At 68.3% G+C, this 21,429-nt stretch carries 21 protein-coding genes and 1 pseudogene; 13 read left to right on the top strand and 9 right to left on the bottom strand.

Annotation, left to right across the window (positions count from 1 at the left end; genetic code table 11):
* Nucleotides 1-163: 163 nt before the first annotated feature.
* Nucleotides 164-1,261 (bottom strand): hypothetical protein, encoded by a 1,098-nt coding sequence (locus VXC91_RS30230; protein ID WP_329510529.1) that lies wholly within the window; start codon nt 1,259-1,261, stop codon nt 164-166.
* A 285-nt stretch (nt 1,262-1,546) separates the two neighbouring features.
* Nucleotides 1,547-2,062 (bottom strand): Tn3 family transposase, encoded by a 516-nt coding sequence (locus tag VXC91_RS30235; protein ID WP_329510530.1) that lies wholly within the window; start codon nt 2,060-2,062, stop codon nt 1,547-1,549.
* 44 nt (nt 2,063-2,106) lie between these two features.
* Between VXC91_RS30235 and VXC91_RS30240 the strand changes: the two genes are divergently transcribed.
* From VXC91_RS30240 to VXC91_RS30250, 3 genes are all read left to right on the top strand, one after another.
* Entirely contained in the window at nt 2,107-3,171 is a 1,065-nt protein-coding gene (locus tag VXC91_RS30240) for a tyrosine-type recombinase/integrase (protein ID WP_329510546.1), read from the top strand.
* A complete protein-coding gene (locus VXC91_RS30245; protein ID WP_329510531.1) occupies nt 3,168-5,498 on the top strand; it encodes a tyrosine-type recombinase/integrase in 2,331 nt (776 codons plus the stop codon). Before VXC91_RS30240 ends, VXC91_RS30245 begins: the two co-directional genes overlap by 4 nt.
* 300 nt (nt 5,499-5,798) lie before the next feature.
* Complete coding sequence (locus VXC91_RS30250; protein ID WP_329510532.1) at nt 5,799-6,533, top strand: dienelactone hydrolase family protein; 735 nt, start codon at nt 5,799-5,801, stop codon at nt 6,531-6,533.
* A 152-nt stretch (nt 6,534-6,685) separates the two neighbouring features.
* Here the strand turns inward: VXC91_RS30250 and VXC91_RS30255 are convergent, their stop codons facing one another.
* Entirely contained in the window at nt 6,686-7,627 is a 942-nt protein-coding gene (locus tag VXC91_RS30255; RefSeq protein WP_329510547.1) for a Tn3 family transposase, read from the bottom strand.
* Nucleotides 7,554-7,913, bottom strand: a complete 360-nt coding sequence (locus tag VXC91_RS30260) for a hypothetical protein (protein WP_329510533.1) — start codon at nt 7,911-7,913, stop codon at nt 7,554-7,556. Before VXC91_RS30260 ends, VXC91_RS30255 begins: the two co-directional genes overlap by 74 nt.
* A 195-nt stretch (nt 7,914-8,108) precedes the next feature.
* On the opposite strand from VXC91_RS30260, the gene VXC91_RS30265 reads away from it, so the two are divergent.
* Nucleotides 8,109-8,681, top strand: coding sequence for a hypothetical protein (locus VXC91_RS30265; RefSeq protein ID WP_329510534.1), 573 nt, complete (start codon nt 8,109-8,111; stop codon nt 8,679-8,681).
* Nucleotides 8,682-8,728: 47 nt separating this feature from the next.
* Here VXC91_RS30265 and VXC91_RS30270 read toward each other — a convergent pair whose 3' ends face one another.
* From VXC91_RS30270 to VXC91_RS30280, 3 genes are all read right to left on the bottom strand, one after another.
* A complete protein-coding gene (locus VXC91_RS30270) occupies nt 8,729-9,655 on the bottom strand; it encodes a hypothetical protein (protein ID WP_329510535.1) in 927 nt (308 codons plus the stop codon).
* 66 nt (nt 9,656-9,721) lie between these two features.
* On the bottom strand, nt 9,722-10,252 hold the full coding sequence (locus VXC91_RS30275; protein WP_329510536.1) for a hypothetical protein: 531 nt from the start codon (nt 10,250-10,252) through the stop codon (nt 9,722-9,724).
* A gap of 376 nt (nt 10,253-10,628) precedes the next feature.
* Nucleotides 10,629-11,042, bottom strand: a complete 414-nt coding sequence (locus VXC91_RS30280) for a recombinase family protein (protein ID WP_329510548.1) — start codon at nt 11,040-11,042, stop codon at nt 10,629-10,631.
* Between the two features lie 88 nt (nt 11,043-11,130).
* Between VXC91_RS30280 and VXC91_RS30285 the strand changes: the two genes are divergently transcribed.
* The 3 genes from VXC91_RS30285 (at nt 11,131) to VXC91_RS30295 (ending at nt 15,163) form a co-directional block, all read left to right on the top strand.
* On the top strand, nt 11,131-11,970 hold the full coding sequence (locus tag VXC91_RS30285; protein WP_329510537.1) for a carbohydrate ABC transporter permease: 840 nt from the start codon (nt 11,131-11,133) through the stop codon (nt 11,968-11,970).
* Nucleotides 11,971-12,056: 86 nt separating this feature from the next.
* On the top strand, nt 12,057-13,433 hold the full coding sequence (locus VXC91_RS30290) for an FGGY-family carbohydrate kinase (RefSeq protein ID WP_329510549.1): 1,377 nt from the start codon (nt 12,057-12,059) through the stop codon (nt 13,431-13,433).
* A gap of 113 nt (nt 13,434-13,546) precedes the next feature.
* Nucleotides 13,547-15,163, top strand: coding sequence for a hypothetical protein (locus VXC91_RS30295; protein ID WP_329510538.1), 1,617 nt, complete (start codon nt 13,547-13,549; stop codon nt 15,161-15,163).
* A gap of 713 nt (nt 15,164-15,876) precedes the next feature.
* Here the strand turns inward: VXC91_RS30295 and VXC91_RS30305 are convergent.
* Both VXC91_RS30305 and VXC91_RS30310 read right to left on the bottom strand, forming a co-directional pair.
* The gene (locus VXC91_RS30305) at nt 15,877-16,443 is read right to left on the bottom strand and encodes a GNAT family N-acetyltransferase (protein ID WP_329510539.1); all 567 of its coding nucleotides are present in this window, start codon (nt 16,441-16,443) and stop codon (nt 15,877-15,879) included.
* Entirely contained in the window at nt 16,440-17,435 is a 996-nt protein-coding gene (locus VXC91_RS30310; protein ID WP_329510540.1) for a hypothetical protein, read from the bottom strand. Before VXC91_RS30310 ends, VXC91_RS30305 begins: the two co-directional genes overlap by 4 nt.
* A gap of 482 nt (nt 17,436-17,917) precedes the next feature.
* Between VXC91_RS30310 and VXC91_RS30315 the strand changes: the two genes are divergently transcribed.
* The 6 genes and pseudogenes from VXC91_RS30315 to VXC91_RS30340 form a co-directional block, all read left to right on the top strand.
* Nucleotides 17,918-18,391, top strand: coding sequence for an ATP-binding protein (locus VXC91_RS30315; protein WP_329510541.1), 474 nt, complete (start codon nt 17,918-17,920; stop codon nt 18,389-18,391).
* Nucleotides 18,388-18,807 (top strand): DUF6415 family natural product biosynthesis protein, encoded by a 420-nt coding sequence (locus VXC91_RS30320; protein ID WP_329510542.1) that lies wholly within the window; start codon nt 18,388-18,390, stop codon nt 18,805-18,807. The genes VXC91_RS30315 and VXC91_RS30320 overlap by 4 nt, the downstream gene beginning before the upstream one ends.
* Nucleotides 18,804-19,520, top strand: a complete 717-nt coding sequence (locus VXC91_RS30325) for a hypothetical protein (RefSeq protein WP_329510543.1) — start codon at nt 18,804-18,806, stop codon at nt 19,518-19,520. Before VXC91_RS30320 ends, VXC91_RS30325 begins: the two co-directional genes overlap by 4 nt.
* Before the next feature lie 140 nt (nt 19,521-19,660).
* Nucleotides 19,661-20,770, top strand: a complete 1,110-nt coding sequence (locus VXC91_RS30330) for a radical SAM protein (protein ID WP_329510544.1) — start codon at nt 19,661-19,663, stop codon at nt 20,768-20,770.
* 5 nt (nt 20,771-20,775) lie between these two features.
* A complete protein-coding gene (locus VXC91_RS30335; RefSeq protein WP_329510545.1) occupies nt 20,776-20,970 on the top strand; it encodes a hypothetical protein in 195 nt (64 codons plus the stop codon).
* Nucleotides 20,971-21,052: 82 nt separating this feature from the next.
* Nucleotides 21,053-21,429 (top strand): annotated as a pseudogene (locus VXC91_RS30340) (aminoglycoside phosphotransferase); the annotation flags it as partial.

Consider the following 21,429-nt stretch of genomic DNA (forward strand, 5'->3'; position numbering starts at 1 on the left):
GCGGGGCTTGGCCCTTCCCGGGGCCGATGTGCTCGCTGCCCAGAAGGCGGATGCCGACGAGTAGCCGAGCCGTGAACCCAGGGCAGGCGGTCCGGAGTCATTGCAACTGACTCCGGACCGCCTTCGACTATACGGCCCCGGGCGTTACAGGGCCTCTGGCGCATCACGTCGGGCGGTTGTAAGCCAGCCCGAGAGCTTCAATGCTCTCGCTGCCGCTCCAGGTCACCACCTGTTGACTGTTAATGCCGTAGTCGCTTGTCCGACGAAGGACGATCTCTCGCGCTGCTTGAGCCAGGTCTATCACCGTCACCATGGGATAAGGGCAGTTGGGAATTCCGTCTTGGAGCAACTGGGCAAGCACTCCTGTGAATGACCCTCTTCCAGCGGGGCCACCCCACTCGTACGCGTGTCCTCGTGGGCCTGTGGCAGCCAACACGTACCAGTGCTCCAATCCTGGCGGAACCTGCGGGATGGCCGAGCCCGCATACCCGGTGTCCACAATGAGGATCACTGCTCGTTCGCGCGAGTGGTGACTCGCTTGCGCCAGCAGACCCTCAAGATCGAGCGTTGTCTGCAGCAGGTTGTCTTCCTGCGAGTCGCGTAGTGGCAGCGACAAACGCGCCGACTCGTTCAAGAAGCCGTGCCCGACAACATGCACTACCACCAGCTCTGACCGTTCGGTGAGGGTGTGGCAGACCGCCTTGTGAGCTTCCTGATTCGTCGGATTGATCAACATGCTCACGGACATCCACGGAGCGGTGTTCTGCAAAGCTGCCGCCATGAACTTGCAGTCGCGCGGCGCAAGGATGGGGCCGAGCCCTGGGACCTCACCGCTCCCGATCAGCAAGTACAAGCATCTCTGGCGCTCAGGCATCCAGAAGTGCTTCCCGTGGTGAGGTCGCGGTGGTTGGTGATCGGCTCGGGGCAGGGCGTCGACCTGGTCCTCTCTAAGCGGGGCCGTGAGCGTCAACGTGGCCTTCTCGTGAGCCTCCTGCCAGGAGTACATCTCCCGAGCCTTGGCGGGCACGGGGATCTTGAATTCCTCCGCATAGTGCCGGCAGGCCAAGACAAACGCGATCACGACCGTGAGCTTTGGAAGGCGCCGTCCGCGTACGGCATCCGATGCGGTCGAAGCTGGCAGATGGTTCCCAACCTTCCGCGCGTGGATCTCCAGTTCTCGGAAGGACGGCTGGCCCACGTCGTGGCGTAACTGGCGAAGGTCGGCCACCAAGGCATCGATCAGATCCTCGCTTGCCCCCACTGAACTGCTCCTCTCCTCTGCCTTCGAGACGCTGACCGGCCGAGATCGGCCGAGCACAGCCGACGGCGGCCGTGCGCGGCCGGGCCTGTCCGAGGCTACAGACATTCTGACCTGGGCTGTTGTCGAATCCGAGTATCGGAATCTTCAACGAGGGGAGAAGCCCAATGGGGCGGGAGAATGGTAAGAGGGGCAAGACCGGCACTGCGCGGCGGCTGATCCGTGCGGCGTTGTTCACCGCAGTGCGAGGTCTGGCGTCGGCGGCCGGGGCCACGCTTCTGGCATGGATCACCTGGTGGCTCCAGAACCGCTGAATGGGGTGGCCCGAGGCGAACATTCGCCTCGGGCCACCCGCAGCGGCCGGTCATCCTCGGCTTGTAGTTGGCGCAGGGGCCTTGGCGGAGCGCGGATGCGGGACGGCGACTGACAGTCCGAGGTTGAGCCGTTTGTCCATGTCGAGGCGGAAGGTGCCGTACGGTTGATGTTCGACCAGAAGAGCGCGGTCAGCCCGCGCCGGTCCTCGTCCGAGAGCTTCTTCGCCCAGGCCGGTTCGGCAAGAACGCGCTGGAGCAGCAGGGTGTTGATGTGGACCAGGCTGGACTGGAGCAGGTGGAGCGCGAGCATCGAGGTCTCGGCGTGTTCCTTGTCCGGGCCGGTGAGGGCGCCGCCCTTGCCGTAATGCAGCACGGTGTTCGCGCTGTTCCAGTTCTCCACGACCTGGAGGCCGCCGTGGATCTCGCGGCGCAGGTCGGGGCTGGCGAGGTAGTTATCAGTTACGTGGAATCTGACCGCAGCGGAGATCATCTCCCTGCGGTACGACCACGGACTGAGGAGATGCGTTGGGCACGGTGGTGCTGGACGAGAAGTGGCCGGTACTCGGCAGGCACGAGCAGGCCGCCGGGTGGTGGTTGCAGGTGTGGAGCGACCTGGGTCGGGCTCCCCGGACGATCGACGCCTACGCCCGGGGGCTGGCCGAGTACCTGGAGATGTGCGAGCGGGAGAATGTCGACCCACTGACCGCGAACCGGGCACACATCGCCGTCTATGTACGGGAGTTGACATCTCGGCCGAGCCGCCGGGGCGTGAATGTGGTCTCGATCGACTCGGGCTCGGGCCTGGCCAATGCCACGATTCAGCAGCGCCTGGTGCCGGTCCGGCTGTTCTACGACTTCCTCATGGAGGACGGTCAGCGCGACTCCAACCCGGTCGGCCGGGGCCGCTACACGCCCGGCCGCCGACGCGGCGGGCACGAGCGCGGCCTCGTTCCGAGGCTGACGAAACTGCCGTGGATACCCACCGAGCAGCAGTGGCTGGACATCCTCGCGGTCGCCGCCGCGGAGCCGGTCCGCAACCGCGTGATGCTCGCTCTCGCCTACGACGCCGCACTGCGCCGCGAGGAACTGTGCTCGCTGCGGACAGACGACCTCGACCCGGCCCACCGCACCCTGCGGGTACGGGCTGAGACGACCAAGAACCGGCTGGAGCGCGTCGTCCCGTACTCCGCGCCGACCGGCGTCCTGCTCTCGGGCTACCTCGCACACCGGGCGACGATCAGCCGGGCCCGCGGACCGCTATTCCTGTCGGAGTCCCGGCGTAACCACGCCCAGCCGCTGAGTCTGTGGACCTGGTCGAAGGTCGTCCGCCGGATCGCCCTAGCCGCCGATGTCCCGCGATTCTCCACGCACACGACGCGACACCTTTGCTTGACCGACCTGGCCCGGATGGGCTGGGAACTGCACGCCATCGCCACCTTCGCCGGCCACCGGCACACCGACTCCACACTCACCTACATCCACCTGTCGGGCCGGGACCTGGCCGACAAGCTAAGCCGTGGCATGGAGCAGATCCACGGCTGGCGGGTGCAGATGCTGGCCCGCCTCGGCGGGCAGGCGACCGGGACGGTCGCGCTGTGACCGCGGCGATATCGACGGCCGCTTCCGAGACGGCCACGGCCCCTTCCTGGCCTTGGCCCATTGACCTGGCCCGATACGACCGTCGCCCCGAACTCACCGAACGCGAGCGTGCAGCACTGACCAGTCTGGGCTGGGAAGTCCGCCGACGCCGCGGCTATGCCCCGGACCGGGTCGAGTGGCGGGCGATCTCCCGTCTGCTCCGCCCGCTCGACGACGCACGAGCCGCGCTTCGCTGGTGCCCAGACACGCCCTCCCACCGCCGGGCCGTGACCGACGCCATCGGCCTCGTCCTGCGGCGCTGCCTGGAAGACGGCACGTCGTTCTGGGCGTGGTCGGCAGACGACTGGGTCCGCCTCATCGCCCCTGGCCACAAGGAGTTCGAGGACGCCTGGCCCGGGTGGATCGACGGCACGGTCCGGCCCTACGTGGCCGCGTTCGCCTACCTGCTCGGCGACTTCACCGACTTCCACCGAATCGGCGGGTTCATCCGCCGCTCGCTCGCCTGGCGTGTCTTCGGCCAGGAACCGGTCGAGGAGACGATCGCGCAGGTGGCGGCCACCCTCCAGGGCTGGGGCTACCACCCCTCGAACGGCGCCTTCGGCCAGTTCCGCACCGTGCTGGTCCAGATCATGTTGATCAACCGCAGCCCGCTCCTGCAGGACATGACCACCGATGCCTTGCAACGGGCCCGCGAGAGCCCTGCGCTCCCGTCCGGGGCCCGGCGCGGCAACCTCCACGGTGTTCACCGGGCGATCGCCGCCCTCGGACACGCCGGCCCACCGCCCAAGCCCATACACGCCGTGATGCCCGATCTCGAAGGCGTTCCCGAGCCCTGGGCGGCGATGGTGGAGCGCTGGCACGACACCTCGACGCTCACGCCCAAGGTCAGAGGCGGGTTCCGGTCCATCGTGGCCAAGGCAGGCCGGTGGCTCGCCGCCGAGCACCCCGAGATCGTCGAACCCGCCCAGTGGACCCGCGAGACCTGCGCGGCCTGGGTCGCGGCGCTGGATCGGATGACCGTCGGCGAGCACGTGCAGCGTCGGGCGGGACTCGACAAGTGCGGCGGCAAACCGCTGTCCCCTCGCACGAAGGCTGGCTACCTCACCGCGACCAGGACGTTCTTCAGGGACTGCCAGGAGTGGGAGTGGATTCCTCGCCGCTTCGACCCCGTTCGCGCGCTGGCCACGCCCAGGAGCGTCGCGGCGCTGATCGGCCCCAACCCCCGGGTGATCGCCGACGACATATGGGCGAAGCTGCTGTGGGCCGGACTCAACGTCGATCCCGGGGACTTCCCGACCAACACCTACGGACTGTGCTACCCAATCGAACTCATCCGGGCCGTCACCCTGACCTGGCTCTTCGGTGGCCTGCGCAGCGACGAGATATCCCGCCTCCGCACGGGCTGCATCCGCTGGCAGCACGACGGCTTCCCCATCCCCGGCGACTCCGACGAGGTGCTGGCGCGCGACGCCGTTTGCCTGCTGGACGTCCCCACCCACAAGACCGGCACCTCCTTCACCAAGCCCATCGATCCCCTGCTGGGCAAGGCAATCGAGGCATGGCAGGACGCACGGCCGCAGCAGCCGAGGATGCTGGACCGCAAGACGGGTGAGCAGGTGGACTTCCTGTTCGCGCACCGCGCCAAACGCCTCGCGAACACCTACATCAACACCGCGGTCATCCCCTCGCTCTGCCGCAAGGCCGGCGTCCCGACCGCCGACGTCCGGGGCAACATCACCAGCCACCGGGCCCGGTCAACGATCGCCAGCCAGCTCTACAACGCCAAGGAGCCGATGACGCTCTTCGAGCTGCAAGCCTGGCTCGGTCACCGGAGCCCGGAGTCCACTCAGCACTACGCCAAGATCACCCCGAACACGCTGGCCAGGGCCTACAACGACGCCGGGTACTTCGAACGCAACGTCCGCACCATCGAGGTCCTCGTCGACCGGGACGCGGTCACCTCCGGAGCCGCCGCGTCGGGCGAGCCGTGGCAGTACTACGACCTCGGTCACGGGTTCTGCACCTACACGTTCTTCGAGCAGTGCCCGCACCGGATGGCCTGCGCTCGCTGCGACTTCTACACACCGAAGGGCTCCAGCAAGGGTCAGCTTCTGGAGGCCAAGGACAACCTTCAGCGCATGCTGGCGAGCGTCCCGCTCAGCGAGGACGAACGCGCTGCTGTTGACGAGGGTCAGGCCGCGCTCGACCAGCTGCTGGAACGGCTGGTCGACATCCCCACGCCAGCCGGGACGACACCCCGAGAGATCGGAGTCCCGGCGACCGCGACGCTCCTGCCGATCGTCGCCGTCAACCAGGGCAAAGGCTGAACCACTTGACAAATCAGATTCCACAGAATGCCGGTTTTTCGGTGCTCGAATCGGTGGCGGACGTACGCTTCCCGACCAGTGACAGGCGAGACTCCGACGCCATGGTGTTCGGCCACAGAGCCTCCGCAAAAACCCGTTGGCGAAACCACCGCAGCCACTGCTACGTTTCCGGAGGCCGTGCAAGAGAGCGAGGAGGTGGTACCCGTGAACGTATCGACATGGGTGCTCCCCTCCGGGGTCACGGTCGGGCGATAGGTCGTCCGGGAGCGCCGTTCAATGGCACTCCCGAAAGGCACGACCATGCACTTCACTTCTGAACAGCATCTCGACGACGCTGTCCTCGAGCGCGAATTCACCCTCGGTGAGATCCCCGGCATCCTGTGGACGCCCGCATCCGCGTCCGCACCGGCGCCGCTGATCCTGCTCAGCCCCCCTCCTCTCGGGCTGCGCAAGACGTACCCCCGGCTGGTGGCCCGGGCCCGGCACGCTGGGGCGGACGGCTTCGCCACGGCTACCATCGAGCTCCCCGGAAGCGGCGACCGGCCCCGTTGGCCCGCCGCCGAGCAGGCCCGCGCCGACCTGCGCCGGGCCATCGAGGCCGGCGAGCCGGTCAGCGACGAGATCATCGACGCCCTCATCCTCCCGCTCGTCGACAAGTCGGTCCCGGAATGGCAGGCCGCCCTGGACGCCCTCCTGTCGCTGCCCGAGATCGGCGGCCCGGTCGGTTACTCGGGGGGAGTGATCTCCATCGGGACCCGGCTGGCGGTGGTCGAGCCGCGCATCTCGGCCGCTGTTCTGTTCGCCGGGAGTTTCGTCCCCCGGGCCATGTTCGAGGAGGCCCGCCAGGTCACCATTCCGCTGCACGTCCTGCTGCAGTGGGACGACGAAGGGAACGACCGGCAGGCGGCCCTGGACCTGTTCGACGCCTTCGGCTCCAAGGAGAAGACCCTGCACGCCAACATGGGCGGGCACACCGGCGTCCCGCAGTCCGCAGGCGACGAAGCGGGCCGATTCCTCGCCCGGCACCTGAAGTGACGCCGGGCCGTCAAGCCACCAGCAGAAGGTAAGCCGTGTCGGCCAGGACGCTGCTCATCTAGGGACAGGTCCCGGCCCTCCTCGGCTCTCTACACCACGGGCCCCTGCCAGACTCTCGGCAGGGGCCCGCGCTACCCGAAGCCATGAACTGCTCACGTCTGCAGAGCTTCGCAGGCTGCGCTCGACCAGCTGCTGGAACGGCTGGTCGATGTCCCCACGCCAGCCGGGACGACACCCCGCGAGATCGGAGTCCCGGCGACCGCGACGCTCCTGCGGATCATCGCCGTCAACCAGGGCAAAGGCTGAACTACTTGACAAATCTGATTCCACAGAACGCACGCGAAGATCGTGCGGACGGCGCGGCCGAGTTCTTCGAGCGCGGCGTAGGTGGGGTGTTTGGGGCCGCCGCGGGTGAAGCGGCGCAGGACCTGTTCCGCCTCCGTGGTGCCCAGGCGCAGGGCGGTGGCGTACTTGACCATCTGGTCGTACTGCTGGGCGATCAGGTCCCATTTGATGGCCCGGGTCGTCAGCGAGGCGCCGAGTGCTGGCCAGCCGGGCGGGGTGTCGTCCGGGCGGTACAGGCGGATGCTACCGATGTTCTTCAGCCGAGGCAGCAGACGGAAGTTGAGCAGCTCGGTGAAGGCGAACCCGACGACCGACGCGCCGTGCGTGTCGACGTAGTTCGACTCGATCTCGGTGTCTGTGCAGTGCCGCAGCAGGCCCTCGATCATCGCCGCGACCTCGGACGACGAACAGCTCTTGAGCTGGGAGTAGATGCAGATGTTCTTCCGCTCCACGTGCCAATAGATCATCACGCCGTTGCCGCCGTAGCGGGCGTGGTACTCGGTCATGAAGTTCGAGGACCAGGACCCGAACTTCTTCGAGTCCGACGCGCACGTGGTGCCCTGGCCCCACCATGCGGTGTCCCGGGCGGCGAAGGTGGCGTTCACCAGCTTCCGCACGGCTGCCCGCAGGTTGTCGACGGTGATGAAGTGCCGGCGCACGTGCCGCAGCGCCGCCTCACTCTCGCCGTGCTCGCCGGTCGCCACGATGGCACGGATGCCCATGTTCGTACCGAGGGCGAACAGGGCCAGGAGGAGGTTGGAGAACGGCGCGGTCGATGCGCTCGTACGCGGCGACCGAGGCGAACTCGTCGGTGAAGCCGGTGTCGAAGTCGGCGTTCTTGAGCACGTCCAGAAGATCGAGCATGCCCCAGCGGCGTACCACCTCGTCCTTGAGCGCCTGGAGGCCGGTGGGCTCGTCCAGCTTCTCCAGCTTCGGCACGGAGATCCACGGCTCGCCGTGCCTGGTGGTCACCTTGACTCCGCCCGCCGAGCCGTCCGCCAGCGCGGCCGTGAGCCGGTCCAGGCCAGCGGTCATCCGCTGCTTCAACGGGGCCGAGTAGTTCCGGTACAGGATTTGGCGCCGAGAAGGATCATGATCTGACTCTTCGCCGGCAGGCGGCTCTCGCGGGTGTCGGGCCGGTCGCAGCTCACTCCCTGCGACCGTCCCAGCCCGTCCCCGACCCGCGAAATCGGCTCGCCCAGGTCGGAGTGCCGCTGTCAGGATGTACCGGTGAGTACCGTGCCGCTCCTGACCTCCGACAGCTACGGACGACTCGTCGCCGGCCTGCGCGGACGAACCATCGTCGCGGTCGACTACTTCGTGCTGGTAGTCGGAGACGAAGGCACCGATCCTGACGGGTGGGACTACGGCGCGTGGCACGAACCTACGATGGGCGTCGAGCTGATCATGGACGACGGCGGCACCTACTCGGCTGTGTGGGGCAGCACGTTCGACTACTACGGGGTCGAGCTCCGCTCGGCGCCTATGCGCGACTTCCTCTCCCGCACCGACGAGCCGGGCGGGTCGGCACGAGTCGCGGTCGCGGATCACCCCCTCTGGGCCGGGGTCATGTCCGCCCCGATCGAGTCGTGCCGCATCCAGTGGTGCGGCGAGGAGCACGGCGCTCCGACTCCGGTGCCGGAGGCCATCCACCTGCGGACCGCCACTGGTCAGGTGTGGATCGCCGCTGGCCGCTCGGCCACTTACGAGCCTGACGGGCCGGGGCCGTTCTACTTGTGCACCGACGATGTGCTCGTCATCTTCGACACGGATGTCGCCGAGCGCGCCGGACTCGGAATCTGATCAACGGCCTCGAACGGGCTCACAGGCCGACAGCCAGAAGCGTCCTGTCAGGCAGATCGTTCGGCACCGTAGTAGCCGTGGCGCATCCGGAACCTCATGGGGTCGGTGCCGTCTGCTTCGATGTGCCCGATCAGCATTGACCTCAGCGGCTCGGGCAACTGCTTGCCATGCGCTCCGGTCCACTCGATCGACGCGAAGAGTTGGGCCGCGCCGTCGAGGTGGGCCGGACTCGGTGGGCGGGTGGCAAGCGCGGCAAGGATGAGGTCGGGGTCTTCGGCGAGCAACTGCTGCTGGACCGCCATGTCGTACCACTTCAGGCCGCCAGTGGACTCCCTGGCGGGGATCCCGGCCCAGGCCAGCAGGACGCGGATCCGCTCGATCCCGTCGGGATAGCCGTGCCGGACGAGTGTGGCGAGCCGGGCCTTGGCGTCGCGCAGCCGACCTGACCAGGCTTCCAGGTCACGCCCTGGTGCGGCGGAGACATCCACGGCGGCGTCGCGCAGCCCGGCGGGCGCGGCCTGGAGCCATCGCAGCCGACGCCGTTCGTCCTCAGCATCTTGCGCGGCCAGCTCCGCCTGAACCTCCCGAGATCCGGTCAGGCCTTGCGTCGCCAGCCACTCGGTGAGTGCTGGACCATCCCGCAGGTCGGCATCGCAGTCGCCAATCCCTCGGAGAGCAGATTGGTGGTGCAGCGTCCAGCAGACGATCAGCTCGCCGTTTACGTCATAAATCATGATGGTCGGCCAGCCGTTGCACAGGCACCGGTCGCCAGTACCGCCGTCCACAATGGCCAGCAGTTGTGCCAAGTCGACGATCTGTGCACCGGTCACGACGATCCGCGCCACGGCGGCGGAGTCCGCTTCGTCAGGCGATCCTTCGACAATCACGACGCGCCCGGCACGGTTCAGTACATCGCGTAGGCGAGCTGTCGTCGGAGCGCCGTCAGCCTTGCGCATCGTTCCGTCGTAGATCACGCCTGCGAGGGTATCGGCGCAGTCCCGGTCTTTCCCGGCAGATGATCTCGACTGCTCGCCAGGAAATCAAGGTGTGGTCGGCGAGGCCTTGTCGGCGGCCTCGGGAACGTAGCCGCAGAATTCCGGGGCGCAGTTGGCCTTGTGGTCCCGGCCCCAGAGGTAGGTGTCGCGCTCCGTGGAGCGCGCGCGGTGGGGGCGAAGTTGTTGCCGCCGGGGCAGAGTCGAGGGCAGCGCCGTGAAGGTCTTCGGGAGTACGGCGACCATGCCGCTGACCTGCTCTCCGTCGCGCATCCGCAGCAGCGCGGTGCACTGCCACCAGCCGATCTCGCCGTCGCTGATCGGGGTGCCGGGCCAGTAGTACGAGGCCGGGTTCGGTAGCAGGTAGTGGATGCCGTCGGGATCCAGGTGGGCTCGGAGCCACGGTCCTCCTCCGCCCAGGCCGAGTCGGAGCCTTCGGGCTTCGTCGTACAGGGAGCAGACCGTTTCGGTGTCGAGGGCCTTGAGGACGTTCGCCTCGACGGGCAGCGGCTGGCGTCCGACGGGGGTCTTGACGGGCCAGCGTCCGAGCAGGAATCCGGCCCGCTGCCGCGGTGTCATTGGGGACGGGCCCTTGCGGCGCTCCGGCAGGGGCGGGGGCGGCGTCCAGGTTCGTCCGTCTTGGCCGATGTGACGCAGTATCCACTCCTGCCCCTTCGGGCCGGCGGTGTTCCAGACCCCGCTCATCGGCCGTGCGGCGGTCGCCTGCTCCCAGCTTCCGGGGCTCGTGCCCGGGCGGGACGGGGTGGTGGGACGCGGACGCGCGACGCCAGGCAGGTTGTGGCCCAGGTTGGCCAGGAACCTGATGTGTTCCAGTGTCTCTTCGGGGCTGGCCCCGACTCGTGCCGCGTGCTCCCGGTCAGATGACGGATCTCGATGAAGGCCCTGGCCGCCAGGAACGCGGCTATGTCCCGGTCGAGCTCGGACTCGCGGCGTCTCATGCCGTTCCTCCCTTGCTGCCGTGACCGGCGCGTTCGAGGACGCGGTAGACGGTGGCGCGGCCCACGGAGAACACCTCCATCAGTTCGGCGATGGTGTAGTCGCCGGTGGCGTGCATGCGGACGAGTTCGGCTTGCTGGCGTGCTGACAGCTTGGGCTGGCGGCCCTTGAGTTTGCCGCGGGCGCGGGCTACGGCCATGCCTTCGCGGGTGCGCATTCTCAGTAGGTCGGCTTCGAACTCGGCGAAGACGGCCAGCATGTTGAAGAACATCTTGGACATCGGGTCGGCCGGGTCGTAGACGCTGCCGCCCAGGGAGAGGCGGACGCCGCAGGCTACGAGGGTGTCGCCGATGTCGCGGGCGCCGGGGACGGAGCGGGCGAGGGGGTCGACGTCTTCGGCGAGTACGGCTATGCCTCAGCGCTCGGGACCTTCCTCGTGCTGATCATGGTCGTTCTCTCCTGGGTCATCTTCAAGGCCACCAAGGGCGGGAGGTTCGACCATGGCGAGTGACCAGCTCACGGTGGCGCGCAGGCGCGCCGGATCACGTACCGGACTGACGGTCGTCGCCGTCGTCCTGTCCCTGCTCAGCGTCTTCCCGATCCTGTGGATGCTCTCCTCGTCCTTCAAGACGCGCGCCACCGTCACCGACGGCAAGCTGCTCCCGCAGGACTTCACCTGGGACAACTTCACCTACGTCTTCACCGAAGTGCCCTTCGGCCGCTGGCTGCTGAACAGCTTCATCATGGCGGCGGTCATCACCGTGGTAGCGCTCTTCTTCCATTCCATGGCGGCGTACGCGCTGGCCCGGCTGAAGTTCCCCGGCCGTGACTCGATCTTCGCCGTCGTCTTCTCGACGCTGCTGATCACCGCACCGGTGATCCTGATCCCGCTGTTCATCATCGTGCGGCAGCTCGGCATGCTGGACAGCTACGCGGGTCTGATCATCCCGCTCATCTTCAATGCGTTCGGCATCTTCCTGCTCCGCCAGTTCTACTTGGGCATTCCCAGGGAAGTGGAGGAAGCGGCCATCGTCGACGGCTGCGGCTACTGGCGTGTCTACTTCAACGTCGTCCTGCCGCTGTCCCGGCCCATCCTGTCGGCGCTCGCGGTCTTCTTCTTCCTCGCGAACTGGAACCAGTTCGCCTGGCCCCTGGTGTCCACGAGCAGCGCGGATCTGACCGTCACGCAGGTTGGCATCGCCTCATTCACCACGCAGTACGGCGCGAACTGGAACTACATCCTGGCCGCCGCCACGGTCGCCGTGCTGCCCATGCTCGCGCTGTTCCTGATCTTCCAGCGCCAGATGGTCGAATCGATCAAGACCTCCGGACTGAAGTGACGGCACGCCTGTGCGCGGGGCCGCCGGGAGCCGCGCACAGGCCGCACAGCGCCCTCGCCACCATGAACGAACAGATCGGTGCAGGAATGCCTCTGACAGCAGTGATCGGTGTGGACATCGGGACGTCCAGCAGCAAGGGCGTGCTGGTCGCCCTCGACGGCACCGTGATCCACACGGCCGTGCGCGAGCACACCGTGGACCGTCCGGCGCCCGGGCACAGCGAGATGGACGGGCAGATCTGGTGGGAGGAGTTCGTCTCCCTCACGCGCGAACTCACCGCGGCGCACGACACGCAGGTGGTGGCCGTCGGCGTGAGCGGCATGGGCCCGTGCGTGCTGCTCACCGACGAGAAGGACCAACCGGTGCGGCCCGCTGTCCTCTACGGCGTGGACACCCGCTCCGTCGCCCAGATCGCCCGCCTGGAAGCGGAGTTGGGCCCCGACGCGATCGTCGAACGCTGTGGATCGCGCCTGACCAGCCAGGCGGCCGGACCGAAGATCGCGTGGATCGCGGAGCACGAGCCCGAGCAGTACGCGCGCGCCCGCCGGCTCTACATGCCGAGCTCCTGGCTCGTGCGCGGACTGACCGGCGCCTACGTGCTCGACCACCACTCCGCCAGCCAGTGCACCGGCCTCGTCACCCCCGAGGCCGCACGCCTGACGGGCCTGCCCGCCGGCATCCCCGTCACCGTCGGGACGATCGACGCATGGGCCGAGGCACTGAGCGTCGGTGCACACGGCATCGGCGACCTCATGCTGATGTACGGAACCGCCATGTTCCTGGTCCACACGGTGCCGGACCTGCTGCGCCATCCCGCCCTGTGGAGCACCGTCGGCGCCCTGCCGGGCACCCGCAATCTCGCCGGCGGCATGGCGACCTCCGGCGCCGTCACCGGCTGGCTGCGCGACCTGTTCGCGGCGGGCGACTACGGTGAACTGCTGCGCCTCGCCGGGGAGTCGGGGCCGGGTGCGCGGGGCCTGTTGATGCTTCCTTACTTCGCGGGCGAACGAACCCCCGTCGACGATCCCCGCGCGCGCGGCGTCATCGCTGGCCTCACCCTCTCGCACACCCGGGGCGACCTGTACCGGGCGGCGCTGGAGGCCACCGCCTTCGGGGTGCGGCACAACATCGAGACGCTCGTCGACGCGGGAGGGGACATCGGCCGTGTCGTCGCCGTCGGCGGAGGTGTCCAGGGCGGCCTGTGGACCCGGATCGTCTCGGACGTCACCGGCCGGGCCCAGGAGCTGCGGGCCACTTCGGTGGGCGCCGGCTACGGCGGAGCGCTGCTCGCCGCGCAGCTCGTCTCGGACGCCGACATCGACGCCTGGAACCCCGTCGTCGACGTCGTCGAGCCGCACCCGGAGACGGCGGACTGCTACGACCGCCTTTACGCCCTGTACCGCGAGCTGTACCCGGCGTCGGCGCCCGTCGTGCACGCCCTGGCGGACCTGCAGACGCGGTAGGCCGGCGATCCGCCCCCGTCCCTAGCCCTCTTTCGAATGACCGACGGAGCCCCGCCGCGCCGCAGTCCCGGCCGCGCGGGGCCCCGACCCGCACATCCTCAGGGAGACCGAGCATGCCGTACGCCCTGCCCCAGCCCCGCCCCGTGCCGTCGGCCGAGCCCGGCGTCGTCTACACCGTTGCCAGCGGAGACCTGCGCGAGAGCGCGAACGTCACCGGGTGGCCCTCGCAAGCAAAACTGGAGGCCGATCTCGCCGCCGCCGTCACCAACATGGGCCGGCAGGTGCGCCGTGGCCACCCGGTCGACGAGGCCAAGGGCCACGGCTTCATCGACAGCCAGCGGGCCGACATCGAGGTCTTCAAGCAACTGCCTCCCGAAGCCCCGCTGATCGTCGTCGAGGGTGTCTGGCAGTACAGCCACCACGTCCTGGCCGGACTGCGCAGTCACCGGGGTCCCATCCTCGTGGTCGCCAACTGGAGCGGTGAATTCCCCGGCCTGGTTGGCTTGTTGAACCTCACCGCAAGTCTCACCAAGGCGAACGTGCCGTACTCGGCGCTGTGGAGCGAGGACTTCACCGACCAGTGGGCCCGCGACGGCCTGCGCACCTGGCTCACAACCGGCACCCTTGGCCACGACACCGGTCACGTCCGCGACCTGCCCGCGCTTCCTGCCGACGCGGAGACCGAACTGGGCACCGCACTGGCCCGCCAACTCCAGTCAGACAAGGCCGTCATCGGTGTCTTCGACGAGGGCTGCATGGGCATGTACAACGCCATCATCGACGACGAACTGCTCAACCCCCTCGGAATCTACAAGGAGCGCCTCTCGCAGAGCACCCTCGTCGTCGAGATGAACAAGGTCACGGACGGCAAGGCCCAGGCGGTGCGCGACTGGCTCGACGCCGCCGGAATGGTCTTCCACACCGGCACGGACGAGGCGACCGAGCTCACCGACGCCCAGCTGCTGAGTCAGTTCAGGATGTACATCGCCGCACTGCGGATCGCGGACGACTTCGGCCTCGACGCGGTGGGCATCCAGTACCAGCAGGGACTCAAGGACACCGTGCCGGCCAGCGATCTCGCCGAGGGACTGCTGAACAACGTGGAGCGCCCGGCGGTGCTCTCACGCGACGGTGCGCGCGAACTGTATGCGGGGCCCCGCTCCCGCACTTCAACGAGGTGGATGAGGGAGTGGCCGTGGACTCCCTGGTCACCAACCGGATCTGGACGGCCATGGGCCTCGACCCCGCGACGACCCTGCACGAATCCGCTGGGGACAGGAGTACGAGGGACGCTTCGTGTGGGTCTTCGAGATATCCGGCTCCGTGCCGGCGTCCCATCATGGCGGCTACGACAAGTCCTGGTCGATGCGTCAGCCGCCGATGTTCTTCCCGCTGGGTGGCGGCACCCTCAGCGGCGTCTCCAAGCCGGGGGAGATCGTCTGGTCACGCGTGTTCATCATGGACGGCGAGCTGCACGCCGACCTCGGACGGGCCACGGCGGTCGAGCTCCCCGAGGAGGAGACCCGGCGGCGTCTGGAGGCCACGACGCCGCAGTGGCCCATCATGCATGCCGTTCTGCACGGAGTGTCGCGCGATCAGTTCATGGCACGCCACAAGGCGAACCACCTGAACGTCGCCTACGCCCCCGACGCCGCCACTGCGGACAAGGCACTGCGGGCCAAGGCCGCCATGCTCAGCGCCCTCGTCCTGCATGTCCACCTGTGCGGTGACGTGCACGTGTGATCGCCCGGGCCGGCGAGGTTCCGGTCAGGTCCTCGTCGTGGGTCGCCCGTCCGGGTCGGCCCGCGACGAATCTCCCGGAGCCGCGGGCGGTCTTGAACGTCGCCCGCAGTTCGTCCTTCGGCGTCCGTCGGAAGGAGTTCGCAGGCCCCCACAGCGCCGTCGGCTGTATATGAAGCGTCCGCGACTTCCCTGCCGTCGGCCCGTTCACGCCCGTGCCGGACAGCAGCGGTCCGGCATGCCGGTCCTTGTCCGCGCGGCACCGTTTCCATCAGCGGCCCGGGCAATGCCGGAAAAGGACGCCTGCCGGGTCTTCTCCACGGCCAGGCGCCGCCCTTCTGGGTGCCGCTGGCGGCGACCATCCCGGGCCATGCGCCCCCTCCTGTCCGGCGGCCCCGTCGCCGACCGGTTACACCAGGCCCTGCCGGCTCTCGTGGTCGTCGGGATCGCCGCTTGGGCAGCACCCTGGGCAGGGTGCGCGGGGCAGCGGCCAGGGTGCGGGCATCGCACCCTGGCCTCCTGGCGGTCGGCAAAGCCATCAACGGCGTGCGCGGAGGCCTCGTGCACCAAGGCGGTATCCGTCTCGGTGGTCAGACAAGGGGTGATGCACCGCTCGGTAAAGGTCGCCACGACGCCGGCCGCACGGGCCGCCGCCCGATCGTGGTCGCCCCGGCGATCACCAGCCCGGCAGCGAGAGCTCCGTTCAGTAAGGTTCCGCTGTATGCCCCGACGTCGGCCGGATCATCGCCGTCAGGATCGGCGAGTGCGGAGACGGATGACTGACGCCGATGCCCCAGTACCCCCACGACTCGTAGAGTTGCTGGACCTTTCCCTCGCCGGCGGCGGGGTTCACCATCAGCGACACGTAGGGCTCGGTGGAGTACGCGGCAAGTAGCGCGTCATGAAGCTGCCGCGAGGTGCCTGTCTTCCGCCACGGCACGCTCACGCCCAGTTCCTTCAAAGCGACGACCGGCTGAGCGGTGTACTCGACAGCCGGGGTGGGTGAGATCCGTTTCCACCAGCGGTCGTCACCTTCAATGACGTTTCCGTACGCATAGCCGACCGGCGTCCCATCTTCGGTGTAGGCCAGGACGGCGGCCCACCCTGCTTCGCTGCCGTGCCGGTCCAAGCGGTCGGTGAATGCGGTCACCGCATAGTTCGGTAGGTGCACGAGTTCCGCCCGTACATCGCTATACGCGGCAATGAGGTCGGCTCGGGCCGGTGCAAGGTCGGTATAGGTGGTCAGGGTGGTCCTTTGTGCTGTCGTCACGCGGCAGTCCCCCAAGTGCTCCGGGCATGCTCGTACCAGGTGGTCGCGGCAGTGCTGGCGGGCGCGATGACGTTGAGCCGGCCGCCGAACTCGTTCAACATCAGGGCGACGCGCGGGTGCTGGGTAGCGGCCTCCGTCTCCACGGAGATCGCAGTGTGCGTCCCCGCGTCGATAGCCCCCTGCTCGAGCTGGGCACGAGCCAGCCGCACGGTGGTGATGGCCTTGGAGCGTCGCATGTGGGGGCGCAGTGCGGCCAAGCAGCGATATGCGTGGTACTCGGCCTTTTCCCAGTCACGCAGCGCCAGGTACGAGGACAGCGCGAGCGAGTCGAGCTCGGCCTGGTCATAGAAGGCGTTCAGCCAGACCGGGCGGTACGCGCCTGGATCGGCGCGGTGCATGGCGCTCTGGGCTTCGTCGTAGGCGCGGCAGGTGCCGATCGGGTCGCCGCACGCTCCGTGGATGGCCATCTGCCGGGCCAGGCCCAGGGAGGCGAACATGGGGTCTCGGCGGTTGATGTGGAGACTGCGGGCAACGTTGTTCGCGGCCATGGCCTGCGCGGGACGGCCGATGTGCCGGTACATAGTGCTGGCGTGGCTCCAGATGCGGAATTTGATCGCCTGATCGCCTGCCATCTCGGCCAAAGCTTGCGCCTCTCGCATGTGGTTGATCGCGATGTCGAAACGCCGGCCATCGATGGCGGCCCACATTGCGGAGGACCGGAAGGCGGCCGCGCAACCGTAGAGGTGGCTGCGTACACGATCGGTGGCGCTGCCGGAATCCTGAAGTTTCAGCGCGCTGTCTGCGAGAGCGACGGCGTGGTTTTCGATGTTGAGCTGTCCGCCGTGGCGGTGGTCGCTGGCGATGACTTCGGCGAAGCGCTGCTGCAGGCGCTCGACGTCTGTCATCCCAATGCGGCGGGGGGCGCTGGTGGCGGGGGCGGCCGCGGCCAGCGCGGAGGCGGTGACGCCCGAGACGAACAGGCGGCGTTTCATGGGGTCCTCCTGCGGGGGAGCCGGGGTCTGCGTGGTCCGACCCCGTGGCACGAACCCTAAGGTGGTGGCGGGTAATCCGGTGACCTGCTCGAGTGCCGCACGGGTAGCCGACTTCGGCCACCGGACCCGGCCAGCCTTCCAGTCCCGGACCGATGATCCATCAAGGCCGCCGGGTCTCCCAGTTAGCGACTCGATGGCCCTATTTACCGCTTCTGCCAAAGAGTTGGAGCTGTGGCCGTGCTCATCCATCCACGCCTCGAGTGCCGTGTTGCGCGTGGGTTCCATACACGCACGGTAGTCCCGTAAAGCCACACCGTCAGGTAATCGAAAGTCAAATCGCCCTAGGGTACGCACGCGATCGAAGTCTCCTTCGCCCTAATCGGCCTTCCCAGGACGGGAGTTAGCTAGCCGTACGAGAGGCAGACCGGTGACGGTGCTTTCCGCCCACGCCCGGCCAGCCCCGCCCCCTTGCCGAGGACGTGATGACGACGACAGCCCTACGGACGCATCGCGCGGCCACAGACAACGACGGGGACGTGATGAGCGCACGCTTCAACATCGCCCGCCGCAACGGCGCACCGCCCCGCCCCGAGGACGCATGCCAGCCGGGCGCAATGCGCCGGATAGCTGCGCATCGTCTGAGAGCCTTCGGCCTGCAGGCGATGACGGACGACGTCATGCTCATCGTGTCCGAACTCGTCACCAATGCTGTCCTGCACAGCGCCGGCTCGCTGGTGTCGCTCGAGCTGACCATTGAAGCAGGCCACCTTCGCATCTCCGTACGCGGCGACACCCCGGCCCACCCCCTGGTCCAGAACCCTGCGCCTGACGCTGAAGCCGGACGCGGACTCCAGATCGTGGAGGCCCTCGCCACCGCTCACCACGGGCAGTGGGGAACTAGCGACCAGGGCGCAACCACCTGGTGCTTACTATCCCTCGCCGGAGTCCGGCGATGACCGCGACCACACGGGCTCGTGTCTGGCCGGCGCCGAGCTGGACGCCCCCTCTCGACAGTGAGGCCCTGGCCACTGTCCTTGCGAAGATCCACAAGTGGGAGGCGTTCGACGGAGGGGCTCTCCTCGATGACGTGGCGATCGCGCTGGACGAGGTCATCCCCCAAGAGGAGCACGTCGAGGACATCGCGCAGCGTCTCCGCGACCACCTGAAGCGCCTGGTGCACATCGCCGTCGCCGCGCAAGCGGAACAAGACGATCAGACCGCCCGACTCATCGAACAGGCCCGCACGGTTCGCACCGAGGACCTGCCGGGCGATCCCTGGAAGGCCGTCGGCCACCTGCGCCGACTGGGCTGGACCGTCAACGAGCTGATGGAACGCCTGGCGGCCACGAGATGCCTGAAGGAGGCGGTGTGATCACCCGCCCTCTCCCCTACAGCCCTTACCAGCCGCGCACGCGAGAGAGTGCGAGCACGTCGACCGAGCCGGGCCTGATCCCCTTCGTCACCCAGAGGGAAGGGGAAGTAGCCGCCCCGGACAATCTGATCCTTCAGAGGTCGGCAGCGGGCCAGTACCGCCTCTGCTACCAGGACGAGGGCCCCGGGGACCGGGATCTGCGCGGCGTGCTGTGGGCGCGGTGCTCCTTCAACCCGGTGGACGAGAACAGGCAGCCGACGGGGAAGCCGCAGTGGAAGCTGATGCACCCCTACCGGCAGATGGTGACGATGCAGGCCATGCGCTGCCAGGTGTGCGCCGAACCCGCGCGAACCCCCATCGGGTACTTCTTCCTCGCCGGGCCCCACGACATCGACACCGACCGGCCGCCAGTCCTCACCAGCCAGCCGCCGGTGTGCGCCAAGCATGTCCGCGCCGCCATCCGCCTGTGCCCGCACCTGCGAAGGGACACGACGGTCTTCCTCACCCTCAGCGCCCCTCTGTACGGCGTGACGGGCGTCCTCTACGGCTACGGCGAGAACGGCATGTACGTCGTAGCGCGCCCCGACTCCCCCCTGCCCTACGGGCACCCGAACCTGTCCACGCTCCTCGCCTCCCAGCTCGTGCGCCGGCTGAGCTCCTTCCGAGTCGTCGGCCTGGACGAGCTGGGGGACACCGTGCGACAGGCCACGTAGACCTGCCCGGTGGCCCGGATCCCCCCAAGCCGTGGCCATCGGGCAGACCCACTCCCGGCACGGGGAGCACTGACGACCGGCTCCCACGGCGTACCTGCCTCTCCCTGCGCCGGGATCCTCGCCCACGAAGTGGAGGCACCGTGCACACGCTGATCGCGAGTCCCTTCATGGACCACCACGTGATCGTCCGTCCCGGAGACGCCGCGGGCATCCGGGTCCCCCTGGCCCGCTACCTGGAGATCAAGCGGGCGGTGGACGACGGGCAGCCTCCACCGGCCTGGCTCATCGACGGGGCCCGTCGGGCGTGGTCTTTGGACATCGCCGAGCGACCCGTAGCGGAGACCGCACTCGTGCGGGCTCCGTCGCCGTACGGCTACGTCCGCGCCTCGTACGAGATCAACAAGGGCTGTGACTACGACTGCCCGCACTGCTACCTGGGGCAGAAGAAGTTCGAGGGGCTGACGTGGGAGCACAAGGAGCGCCTGCTGGAGATCATGCGGGACGCCGGGGTGCTTTGGCTGCAGATCACCGGCGGTGAACCGCTCATCGACCGGCATTTTCCCGCCGTCTACACCCGCGCCAGCGAGCTCGGGATGATGGTGACGATCTCCTCCAACGGCTCCCAGCTCGCAAAGCCGCTGTTCATCGACCTGTTTACCCGGATGCGCCCCTACCGGATCACGCTCAGCGTCTACGGGGCCACCGAGGAGACCTACGACGGGTTCACCCGCAACCGCGGCGCCTTCGACCGCTTCACCCGCGGTCTGGCCGCCGCCCGTGAAGCAGAGCTGCCGGTCCGGCTCAACATCGTCGTCTCGGACAGCAACGCGCACGAACTCGACGCGATGCGGCAGCTCGCCGACCGGTACGGCTTCCCACACCACGCTTACACGAACATGTCGCCCACGATCGCCGGGGGCGCCGAGCCCCTGCCCACGCAGGCCACGGACTTCCTTCGCCAGCGCAAGCCGTTCACCGGCTGCAACGCGGGTCACACCTTCTTCCACGCCGATCCGTTCGGCATTGCCTCGATCTGCAAGGTCGGCCGCGACCCGAACATCAACCTGATCAAGGAAGGCGTCCAGGGCCTGTCCCGGCTCGGCTCCATCGCCGATTCCCTCATGCTTCGCACCGGTGGATGCTCCGGCTGCCAACTGTCTGGCACCTGCTGGACCTGCCGGCCGCTGGCCAAGCTCTACCAGGAGGCGAAGGCACCAAGGAACACCTACTGCCAGCACGCAGAAAGGTAATCGCCATGTCACCTGCACCCCTGGCGGTCCGGCCCGCGCCGGCCGCCGACCCGACACCCGCAACGCCGAGCCGACCCGTCCCCGTCGCGATCACCACCCGCCCGCTCGCCGATGACGACCTGGTAGTCATCGGCGACCTGGACGAGCTGGTCGAGACGGCCATGTGCTCGTGCGACGCGGGCGACGACGTCCCCTACTAGGCCGCAATCCGAGCCTGGCCCACGCCGCCCCCGGCCCCCGGTAGGGTCGAGGGCGGCCCCCTGTCCGACCACCAGGAGACCCATGCCCGTCGACCGCATCCACTGGACCGAGCTGCCTGCCGCGGCCCGCGCCGCCGTGGAGGCCCACACCGGGCCCGTCCTCAGCGCGGACACCGCTCAGGCCGGGGTGAACTCGGGGATCGCCGCCACCGTCCGCACCGCCGAGACGGTCCTGTTCGTCAAGGGCGTGCCCGCCGACCATCCGCAGGTGCCCACCCAGCACCGCGAGGCCGCAATCAACCCGTACCTGCCCCCGGCGTCGCCGCGCATGCTGTGGCACGTACAAGCCGGTGGCTGGGACCTCATCGGTTACCAGCGGCTCACCGGCCGACACGCCGACTACACACCTGGTTCCCCGGACCTGCCGCTGATCGCCCACGCCGTCGCCGAACTCCAAGT

The sequence above is a fragment of the Streptomyces chiangmaiensis genome, assembly GCF_036281785.1.
GTDB classification, from domain to species: Bacteria; Actinomycetota; Actinomycetes; order Streptomycetales; family Streptomycetaceae; genus Streptomyces; species Streptomyces chiangmaiensis.

What these genes read in the sequence shown, in the direction of transcription:
- VXC91_RS30235 (WP_329510530.1), bottom strand. Translation starts at nt 2,062, where the DNA reads ATGATCTCCGCTGCGGTCAGATTCCACGTAACTGATAACTACCTCGCC.
- VXC91_RS30250 (WP_329510532.1), top strand. Translation starts at nt 5,799, where the DNA reads ATGCACTTCACTTCTGAACAGCATCTCGACGACGCTGTCCTCGAGCGC.
- VXC91_RS30260 (WP_329510533.1), bottom strand. Translation starts at nt 7,913, where the DNA reads ATGACCGCTGGCCTGGACCGGCTCACGGCCGCGCTGGCGGACGGCTCG.
- VXC91_RS30275 (WP_329510536.1), bottom strand. Translation starts at nt 10,252, where the DNA reads ATGACACCGCGGCAGCGGGCCGGATTCCTGCTCGGACGCTGGCCCGTC.
- VXC91_RS30285 (WP_329510537.1), top strand. Translation starts at nt 11,131, where the DNA reads ATGGCGAGTGACCAGCTCACGGTGGCGCGCAGGCGCGCCGGATCACGT.
- VXC91_RS30290 (WP_329510549.1), top strand. Translation starts at nt 12,057, where the DNA reads ATGCCTCTGACAGCAGTGATCGGTGTGGACATCGGGACGTCCAGCAGC.
- VXC91_RS30295 (WP_329510538.1), top strand. Translation starts at nt 13,547, where the DNA reads ATGCCGTACGCCCTGCCCCAGCCCCGCCCCGTGCCGTCGGCCGAGCCC.
- VXC91_RS30310 (WP_329510540.1), bottom strand. Translation starts at nt 17,435, where the DNA reads ATGAAACGCCGCCTGTTCGTCTCGGGCGTCACCGCCTCCGCGCTGGCC.
- VXC91_RS30315 (WP_329510541.1), top strand. Translation starts at nt 17,918, where the DNA reads ATGACGACGACAGCCCTACGGACGCATCGCGCGGCCACAGACAACGAC.
- VXC91_RS30320 (WP_329510542.1), top strand. Translation starts at nt 18,388, where the DNA reads ATGACCGCGACCACACGGGCTCGTGTCTGGCCGGCGCCGAGCTGGACG.
- VXC91_RS30335 (WP_329510545.1), top strand. Translation starts at nt 20,776, where the DNA reads ATGTCACCTGCACCCCTGGCGGTCCGGCCCGCGCCGGCCGCCGACCCG.